The sequence below is a fragment of the Streptomyces sp. SID5910 genome, from assembly GCF_009862125.1.
In the GTDB taxonomy this organism is placed as follows: Bacteria; Actinomycetota; Actinomycetes; order Streptomycetales; family Streptomycetaceae; genus Streptomyces.
The window spans coordinates 1-8,794 of the sequence record NZ_WWHX01000676.1 but is presented as its reverse complement, the minus strand read 5'-3'; the positions used below and the strand labels follow the sequence as shown (position 1 = coordinate 8,794).

The window sequence follows — 8,794 nt, the reverse complement described above, 5'->3', positions numbered from 1 at the left end:
GTCCTCGCCGACTTCATCGGCGCCGACGACGCCGCCCTCGCCCTCGTCGACGACTTCCACGCCCTGGCCCCGATGATCGCGGGCCTCGACGAACGCGACCGGCAGATCATCCACTGGCGCTTCGTGGAGGAACTCACCCAGAAGGAGATCGGCGAACGCCTCGGCGTCTCCCAGATGCACGTCTCCCGCCTGATCTCCCGCCTCCTGACCCGCCTGCGCGAAGGCATGCTCACCAACCAGTGAGCGAACGCCCCCGGGGCTCACCTAGGGCAAGGTGCCACCGGTGTTCCGGATCATCTGCCGGAGCACCTTGAGGGCGGTGACGTAGTCGGCGTCGTCGATGCCCCGGTGGATCCGGTCGCGGATCTCCGGGGCGTGCCGCTTGAAGTCGGCCCGGGCCTCGTCCCCCGCCTCGGTGATCCACAGGCGCCCCGTGCCGTCACGGGTGAGCCGGCCGCGCTCCAGCAGTGCCTCCGCCTCGGCTTCGAGGTCGTCCTCGGGTCTGAGGTAGGTGCTCATGGCCTGCTGGAGTTCGGGAACGGTCATGCCGTGGCCGTCGGGCGAGAGGTCGTTCTTCGACAGGTTGCGCAGCAGCCAGTACTGAGGCTGGGTGAAGCCGAGTTCCGCCTGCTGGGCGCGGGTGAACGCGATGAGGGCCTCGTAGGCCACTCCCGTCCAGTACGCGGCCGGCTGTGCGGCGAGTTCGGCGTCGGAGAGGTGCTGTGTCGTCATCCGAGGTCCCCCCATGTGTGGATCACTGATGCGGGCACCGTAGAACCTGAAGCCGAGTCGAGGTCAAGCCGTGGCCGGTGTCATGCCGCGGTGGGCTTCTTGCGGGTCCGGCCGGTGCCGGTGAGGGCGTCGACGAGTTGGGTGCGGGTCATCTTGGAGCGGCCGGGGACGTCCTCTTCGGTGGCCATCCGGTAGAGCTCGGCCTTGCTCAGGTCCTCCAGTTCCGACCGCTTCTCCGACCGCCTCGACGCGGTCTTGCCGGAGGAGGGCGCGGGGGCCTTCTTCCGTCGGCGCGGTGCCTGCTCCCCTCCCCCGCCGCCCTTCGCCCGGTCCAGGCTGCCCTGGAGGACGTCCATGAGGTCGACGACGTCGGTGGCCGTCGGCGGCTCCTCGGCGAGCGCGACCTCCTTGCCCTCGGCCTTCGCGCTCACCAGGTCGCGCACCTTCTCCTGGTACGTGTCGTGGTAACGCCCGGGCTCCCACGGGCCGCTGAGCGCGTCGACCAGTTGCAGCGCCATGTCCAGCTCCTTGCCCCTCTCCGCCCGCCCCGCCGGCAGCTCGGGCAGCTCCTTGACCGGGTCGCGCACCTCGTCGGCCCAGTGCAGGGTCTGGAGCACCAGGACGTCGTCCTCCGCCCGCAGCGCGGTCAGGTACTGCTTGTTGCGCATGACGAAGGTGGCGACGCCCGCCTTGTTCGCCTCGGCCAGGGCGGTACGGAGCAGTTGGTAGACCTTGAGGTACTCCTTGCCGCGCGGGGCGACGTAGTAGGTGCGGTCGAAGTAGACCGGCTCGATCCGGTCCAGGTCGACGAAGTCGGTGATGTCGACGGTCTGGGAGCGGCCCGGCGCGATCTCGTCCAGCTCGTCCGGCTCCACGACGACGTACTCGCCCTCGGCGAGTTCGTAGCCCTTGACGATGTCGCCCGTGCCGACCTCCTCGCCGGTGCGCTGGTTGACCCGCCGGTTGCGGATCCGGTCGGAGGTGCCGCGCTGTAGCTGGTGGAAGCGGACCGCGTGGTCCTGCGTCGCCGAGTACAGCCCGACGGGCACGGTGACCAGCCCGAAGGTGATCACGCCCGTCCAGATCGCCCGTGCCATGGCCGTCCGCTCCGTCCGCTCCGTCCGTCCTGCCGCGCTGCCGGTGCCCTCCACGCTGGCACTGCTCCCGCGGCGCCGCGCGCCGGGCGGGGCAGCCAGGGGGATGTCGGGACCGGCGCCCGCCGGGCCGCTCGCGCGGACTGCCCGAACAGCCCGCAGCCCGCGCGGATTCACGGTCGCCGGTATTCCCTGGTGGTGGGGGACGGCACCGCCTGCGCGCCGGGGCGGTCCTGCCCGTCGACCACCAGCGAACGAGCCGAACGAAGGGTCACCGCCCATGAGCCATCACCTGAAGGCGATCACGCGCGAGGAGCATCTGCGCTTCGTCGCGTCCCGGCCTTCCGTGAGTCATCTCCAGCTCCCCTCGTGGGGAGAGGTGAAGCCGGACTGGCGGGCGGAGAGCCTGGGCTGGTTCGACGGCGGCGGGAACCTGGTGGGCGCCGCACTGGTGCTGCTGCGCCCGCTGCCGGGGCTGCGGCGCCACCTGGCCTACCTGCCCGAGGGCCCGGTCATCGACTGGCGGGCGGCGGAGCTGGACCGGTGGCTGGAGCCGATGCTCGCCCATCTGAAGGAGCGGGGCGCGTTCTCCGTGAAGATGGGCCCGCCGGTGGTGGCCCGGCGCTGGAGCGCCGAGACCGTCAAGGCGGCGATCGCCGACCCCGCGGCCCGGCGGCTGCGGGACGTGAAGGCCACCGTGGAGGAGCCCGGCGCCCGCGCGATCGCCGAACGGCTGCGCCGCACGGGCTGGCGGCAGGCCGAGCCCGGCGGCGAGGACGGCTTCGCCGCCGGACAGCCGCGCCACGTCTGCCAGGTCCCGCTCGCCGGGCGGTCGCTGGAGCAGATCCAGAACGGTCTCAACCAGCAGTGGCGCCGCAACATCAAGAAGGCGGAGAAGGCCGGCGTCAAGGTCGTCCAGGGCGACTACGACGACCTGGGCGTCTTCCACGAGCTGTACGTAGAGACCGCCGAGCGGGACGGGTTCGTCCCGCGTCCGCTCGTCTACTTCCGGCGGATGTGGGACGCGCTGACCGCCGAGGACCCGGACCGCATGCGTCTCTACCTCGCCCACCACGACGGTGAGGTGCTCGCCGCGGCCACCATGCTGACGGTCGGCGACCACGTCTGGTACTCCTACGGCGCCTCCACCGCCCGCCGGCGCGAGGTCCAGGCCAGCACCGCCCTCCAGTGGCGCATGATGGGCGACGCCCACGAACGCGGTGCACGCGTGTACGACTTCCGGGGGATCTCCGACACCCTGGACGAGGACGACCACCTGCTGGGTCTGCTCCGGTTCAAGGTCGGTGCCGGCGGTGAGGCCGTCGAGTACCTCGGGGAGTGGGACTACCCGCTCAACAAGGTGCTGCACAGGGCGTTCCAGCTGTACATGTCCCGGCGCTGACGGGCCGGGTCCGGGTCAGGCGGCCGGCTTCTCCCAGACCGAGACGTGCCGGCGGCTCTCGTGCGTGAAGGGAGTCCCGTCCCAGTCCTCCCACCGGTCGCGCAGGCGCAGTCCGGCGAGCCGCGCCATCAGGTCGAGTTCGGAGGGCCACACGTAGCGGAAGGGGATGGACGCGTGCTCGGCACGGCCGTCGACGACGGTGACGTAGTTCGAACTCATCGCCTGCGTCACGGTGTCGTACGTGTCGAACGCCCACTCCGTGGCGTCGATGCGGAAGGGCACCGCGGTCTGCCCCGGCGGCAGCCGGCGCAGCTCCGGCACGCCCACCTCGACGACGAAGCAGCCGCCGGGTGCGAGATGGCCGGCGGCGTTGCGGAAGCAGGCGACCTGGGCGTCCTGCGTGGTCAGGTTGTTGATGGTGTTGTAGACGAGGTAGACCAGCGTGAACGTGCCCGGCACCCGGGTCGTCGCGAAGTCGCCGATGGTCGACCCGACGGCGTCGCCGCCCGGCTTGGCGTGCAGCCGGGCGGTCATGGCGCGGGACATGTCGATGCCGTGGACCGAGACGCCCCGGCGGGCCAGCGGCAGGGCGATCCTGCCGGTGCCGATGCCCAGTTCGAGCGCCCGTCCCTCCCCCGCCAGTCCGGCCAGCAGGTCGACCGCGGGGGTTACCGCGTCCGGCCCGAACATGTCCGCCGACGACTCGTCGTATCGCGCGGCGACGCTTTCCCCGAAGTACCCGTCCTCGTCCGGCATGCCGGGACGGTACCTCCCCTCAGGCCGCGGGCGCCTGGGATTTTCCGCCGCGTGCCAGGACGGCGTAGAGCAGGGCGGCGACGGCCATGCCGGCGGGGAGGGACAGGTCGATGCCGCCGAGGGCTCGGGCGATCGGGCCGGTGTAGAGGGTGTTGACGCACAGGGCGGACACGGCGACGCCGCCCGCGAGCGCCAGGGCGCCGGCCGGGTTGACTCCGGCGGTGTACCAGAAGGGGCCGCCGGCCGACTCGTCCATGAGCGCGGGCCCGTCGTAGCGGTTGCGGCGCAGCAGGATGTCGGTGGCGTAGACGGCCATGGCGGGGCCGAGGAGGACGACGGTGAGCTGGAGGACGTTGCTCACGGTGTCGAGGAAGTCGGAGGCGAGGAGGCCGTAGAGGGTGAGGGCGACGGCGGCCGTGCCGTCGGCGAGGACGCTGCGGGTGCGGGGGATGCGCAGGCCGACGGCCTGGAGGGCGAGGCCCGCGCTGTAGGCGGTCAGGGCGTTGATGGCGATGGTGCCGAGGACGAGGGCGAGCAGGAAGACCGGTTCGAACCAGCCCGGCAGGATGGTGCTGAGTCCGGCCTGCGGGTCGGTCATGTCGACGGCGGTCGCGGCGAAGGCGCCGAGCGAGCAGACGGCGACGCTGGGCAGGATGCCGCCGAGGGCGGTCCAGCCGATGATGGCCCTGGCGGACGTCGTCCGGGGCAGGTAGCGGGAGAAGTCGGCGCTGGTGGTGTACGAGAGCGGCCCGGCCCCGACGAGGGTGACTCCGGCGACCAGCACGGCCCACAGGTTCATGCCGGTGAGCGGCTCGGCCGGTACGTAGGAGAAGTCGGTCTCGCCGAACACGTAGAACGCGACGACGGTGAACGCGGCGGTGAGCGCCAGGGTGATCGGGAGGTACAGCTTCATGATCATGGCGTGGCCGTAGACGCCGATGGCCAGGGTGAGCACGGCGATGACCACGACGACGGCGATCTTGACGCCGGTGCCGGCGGTGAGGCCGGTCTTCTCCACGAGGGCGAAGGCGGCGGTCGCGGCGGCGGCCAGGTTGAGGGCGAAGTAGCAGACGGAGATCAGCCAGCCGACGATCGCGTTGTTCACGCGGTTGCCGCGCACCCCGTACATCGCCCGGGTGATCACTTCGCTCGGTGCGCCGGCGGCCGGGCCGGATATCGACAGCAGTCCGGTGCAGAGCCAGAACAGGTTGCCCACCACGATGACCGCGAGGGCCTGCCACAGGGTCAGGCCCATGAGGATCAGCGCGCCGCCGATCACGAGGCTCAGATAGTTGACGTTCGCCGCCGCCCAGACGGAGAACAACTGCCGTGGATTCCCGTGGCGTTCGCTGTCGGGGATGTGGTCGATGCCGTGCGCCTCGACGCGGCCGGCCCGCTCCGGCTCGGGCGCCCCCGCCTTCCGGGGCGGGGCGGGGGTGCCGGACTGCGGGTCGGGAATCGTGGACGCCATAGGGCTCCTCCGGGTGCTGGTACCCACCTGCTTGCTTGTTGGTCGCACACTCAATAACATCGATTCCATGCCGTCAAGCGTCCAGAACAAGCGAATCCGCAAATCTCCTGCCGCCAGACGTGCGGAAATCGTTGCCGCAGCCTCCGACGTCGCCCTGACCGAAGGGCTTGAGTGCATCACCCTGCGGCGGATCGCCGAGGAGCTCGACGTCCGTCCGGGACTCATCAGCCACTACTTCCCGGCTGTGGAGGAACTGGTGGCCGAGGCCTACGGCGACGCCGTCGCCGGCGAGCTCGACGAACTCCTCCCGGTCGACCGGGAGGGCACCACGCCGACGCGGCATCTGGCGCGCTTCTTCGCCCTGACGAGCGGCGAGGCGTTCGACGACATCAGCCGCCTCTGGCTCAACGCCCGCCACCTCAGCCGCTACCGGCCCGCGCTGCGGGCCCGGGTCGCCGTCCAGGAGGCGGCCTGGCGGGACCGGCTCGAAGCCCTCGTCCGCGACGGTGTCGAACTGGGCGAGTTCCGCACCGAGGACCCGATGGTGGCCGCCGTCCAGATCCTGGTCGTCCTCGACGGCCTCGGCATGCTCGTCAACAGCGTCGACACCGACAACGACCCGCCCGCGGTGCTGCGCCTGCCCGTCACCACGGCGGAGCGCGAACTCGGCCTGCCGATCGGCACGCTGGCACCCGTCGACACCAACTGACCCGCCCTCAAGGAGCCTTCGTGCGCACCTCTCTCATCCTGCTCTCGGCCCGTCTGCTGGACCCGGTGACCGGCGGGTTCCTGCCGCACACCGCGCTGGCCGTCGCCGGCGGGCGCATCACCGCGCTCGGTGACGACCGGGAGATCCGCGCCCTCGCGGACGCCTCGACCACGGTGATCGACTGCAAGGGCGCCGTGGTGACACCCGGTCTGGTCGACGGCCACATCCACCCCGTCTCGGGCGCCGAGCTGACCCACGGCCTCGATCTGTCCGGCTGTACCGGCCTGGAGCAGGTGCGCGAGGCGCTGGCCGGTGCGGTGCGGGACCTCGCCCCCGGTGCGTGGCTCCAGGGCTGGGGACTCGACCCCAACGTCTTCGGGGAACGCCCGGTCGACGTGGCGCCCTTCGACGCCGTGCTCGACGGTGTGCCCGCGTTCCTGCTGCTGTTCGACGCGCACTCGGCGCTGGCCAGCCGGCGCGCGCTGGAGCTCGCCGGGGTGACCGGGCCGCGCACCTTCGCGCAGGCCACCGCCGAGGTGGTGTGCGACGCGGACGGCACGCCCACCGGGCTGCTGCTGGAGGACGCCGCGTGCGAGCTCGTGGAGCGGGTGCTGCCGCAGCCCACGCGCGAGGAGCGGCGCGACCGGCTCGCCGCGGCGCTGCGCGCCATGGCCGCGAGCGGCCTGACCGGCGGCCATGTCATGGACGCCAACGGCGACAGCCTCGCCTTCTTCGCCGAGCTGGACGCGGCCGGGCGGCTGCCGGTGCGGCTGCGGGTGGCGCCCTGGTGCCAGCCCGGCACCGACGCGGAGGGCGTGCGTGCGCTGATCGAGGGGCAGGGCGCGGGCGGCTGGCTGTGGCGGACCGCGGGCGTCAAGATCTTCATGGACGGGACCGTGGACAACGGCACCGCCTGGCTGGAGCAGCCGGACTGCCACGGCGAGTCCCGGCACGCGTTCTGGCCGGACCCGGAGGAGTACACCCGGGTCGTCGGGGAGCTGCACCGGGCCGAGGTGCCGACGGCCACCCACGCCATCGGTGACGCGGCGGTACGGCATGTCCTCGACGCCGTCGAGAAGGCCCGGGCGGGCGGCGGGCGCGAGGTGCGGCACCGGGTCGAGCACATCGAGACCGTGCCCGACGACACCGTGCGCCGCTTCGCCGAGCTGGGCGTGGTCGCCTCGATGCAGCCCACGCACTGCTGCGACTTCACCCGGGCCGACCACACCGACAACTGGTCGCGCCGCTTGGGCGAGGAGCGTGCCTCGCGGGCGTGGCGCTGCCGCGATCTGCACGACGCCGGTGCCGTCGTCGTCCTCGGCTCCGACTGGCCCATCGCCCCCTATCCGCCGCTGGGCGTGATGGCGGGCGCGCGTCACCGCCGGCCCACCCGTGACCTCGGCCGGGACCCGCACGGTCCGGAGCAGGCGCTCACGGCGCTGGAGGCACTGCGGGGCCTCACCGTCAATGCGGCCTACGCGGCCGGCGAGGAGCACGAGTCCGGCCGGATCGCCCTCGGTCACCGCGCCGACCTCACGGTCCTGGCCGCCGATCCGCTGAGCGTCGCGGCCACCGAGCTGGCCGATGTGCCGGTGCTGCTGACCGTGCTGGACGGTGAGCCGACCCATCGGGCCGCCGGTCTGTGACACCGGCGGAGGGTTGGGCCCCGGCCCGCTGCGGGCAGGGGCCTGGTGTCCGGGTGGGGTGAGCGGGAGGTGGGCGGGTGTCTCGGCTGCTGGTGGTGCAGAACGGCCGGCGCGGCGGGCCGGGGCGGTTCGGTGACTGGCTGACCGCACAGGGGCTGACGCTGGACGTGGTGCACGCGTACGCCGGGGCGCCGCTCCCCCGGCGCCCCGACCACGCGGGCGTCATGGTCCTGGGCGGCGGCTACCTGCCCGACGACGACCTGCGAGCGCCCTGGCTGGCGGCCACCCGCGCACTGGTCGCCGGGGCACTGGAGCGGGGTACGCCCGTGTTCGGGATCTGCCTCGGCGGGCAGCTGCTCGCGCACGTCGCGGGCGGCACGGTGCGGGGGCGGCACGGCGAGCCGGAGTTCGGCAGCACGCCGCTAAGCCTGCGCCCCGAGGCCGGGGCAGATCCCCTGTTCCAGGGGCTGCCGGGCCGGGTGAGCGCCGTCGAGCACCATGTGGACGCCGTGACGGCGCTGCCGCCGGGGGCGTCCTGGCTGATGGAGAGCGAACGGTGCCCTTACCAGGCGTTCCGGGTCGGCGACCGGGCGTGGGGCGTGCAGTTCCATCCGGAGGCGGACGCGGACCGGGTGCGGTCGTGGGACCCGGAACGGATCCGGTCCCTGGGCCTGGACCCGGCGGAGCTGTGCCGCCGGGCGGAACACGACGATCCGGCGGCCGCGGCGGTGTGGCACGAGGTCGCCCGGCGCTTCGCGGGGATCGTCGGAGGGTGAGGGGACCCGGCGATTCGCGGGGGTCGTCGGGGAGTGAGGGGGCCCGGCGCTTCGCGGGGGTCGTCGGAGGGTGAGGGGCCCCGGGGACAGGCGCCGGTCAGGGGCTCGCGGGGCCGGCCCCTGTGCGACAGGCTCGGGGTCAGTCTCACGTGCTGCCGGCGACAGGCGCTCGGCGTCATGTGCTTGCCGGGCTGCTCCCCGCGGCCGG

At 72.8% G+C, this 8,794-nt stretch carries 9 protein-coding genes; 5 read left to right on the top strand and 4 right to left on the bottom strand.

Annotated elements, in window-relative coordinates; translation table 11 throughout:
- Positions 1-243 (top strand): sigma-70 family RNA polymerase sigma factor (locus tag GTW67_RS23710; RefSeq protein ID WP_161166825.1); only part of this gene is annotated, 243 nt, incomplete at its 5' end.
- A gap of 21 nt (positions 244-264) precedes the next feature.
- On the opposite strand, the gene GTW67_RS23705 is transcribed toward GTW67_RS23710, so the two are convergent.
- Both GTW67_RS23705 and ku read right to left on the bottom strand, forming a co-directional pair.
- Positions 265-732: a winged helix DNA-binding protein gene (locus GTW67_RS23705; RefSeq protein ID WP_161166824.1), complete on the bottom strand. Its 468-nt coding sequence runs from the start codon at positions 730-732 to the stop codon at positions 265-267.
- Between the two features lie 80 nt (positions 733-812).
- Positions 813-1,829, bottom strand: coding sequence for a non-homologous end joining protein Ku (gene ku, locus GTW67_RS23700; RefSeq protein WP_161166823.1), 1,017 nt, complete (start codon positions 1,827-1,829; stop codon positions 813-815).
- A 277-nt stretch (positions 1,830-2,106) separates the two neighbouring features.
- On the opposite strand from ku, the gene GTW67_RS23695 reads away from it, so the two are divergent.
- Positions 2,107-3,228, top strand: coding sequence for a lipid II:glycine glycyltransferase FemX (locus GTW67_RS23695; RefSeq protein ID WP_161166822.1), 1,122 nt, complete (start codon positions 2,107-2,109; stop codon positions 3,226-3,228).
- A gap of 15 nt (positions 3,229-3,243) precedes the next feature.
- Here the strand turns inward: GTW67_RS23695 and GTW67_RS23690 are convergent, their stop codons facing one another.
- Together GTW67_RS23690 and GTW67_RS23685 are read right to left on the bottom strand one after the other, a co-directional pair.
- Positions 3,244-3,984, bottom strand: a complete 741-nt coding sequence (locus GTW67_RS23690) for a class I SAM-dependent DNA methyltransferase (protein ID WP_161166821.1) — start codon at positions 3,982-3,984, stop codon at positions 3,244-3,246.
- 19 nt (positions 3,985-4,003) lie between these two features.
- Positions 4,004-5,455, bottom strand: coding sequence for a purine-cytosine permease family protein (locus tag GTW67_RS23685; protein WP_161166820.1), 1,452 nt, complete (start codon positions 5,453-5,455; stop codon positions 4,004-4,006).
- Between the two features lie 67 nt (positions 5,456-5,522).
- Between GTW67_RS23685 and GTW67_RS23680 the strand changes: the two genes are divergently transcribed.
- The 3 genes from GTW67_RS23680 to GTW67_RS23670 all read left to right on the top strand — a co-directional run bounded on the left by GTW67_RS23680 (position 5,523) and on the right by GTW67_RS23670 (position 8,586).
- Positions 5,523-6,164: a TetR/AcrR family transcriptional regulator gene (locus tag GTW67_RS23680; protein WP_161166819.1), complete on the top strand. Its 642-nt coding sequence runs from the start codon at positions 5,523-5,525 to the stop codon at positions 6,162-6,164.
- A gap of 20 nt (positions 6,165-6,184) precedes the next feature.
- On the top strand, positions 6,185-7,810 hold the full coding sequence (locus tag GTW67_RS23675; RefSeq protein ID WP_161166818.1) for an amidohydrolase family protein: 1,626 nt from the start codon (positions 6,185-6,187) through the stop codon (positions 7,808-7,810).
- 77 nt (positions 7,811-7,887) lie between these two features.
- Positions 7,888-8,586 carry a glutamine amidotransferase-related protein gene (locus GTW67_RS23670; protein WP_161166817.1) on the top strand — a complete coding sequence of 233 codons (699 nt, stop codon included), beginning with the start codon at positions 7,888-7,890 and terminating at the stop codon, positions 8,584-8,586.
- The last annotated feature ends 208 nt before the right edge of the window (positions 8,587-8,794 follow it).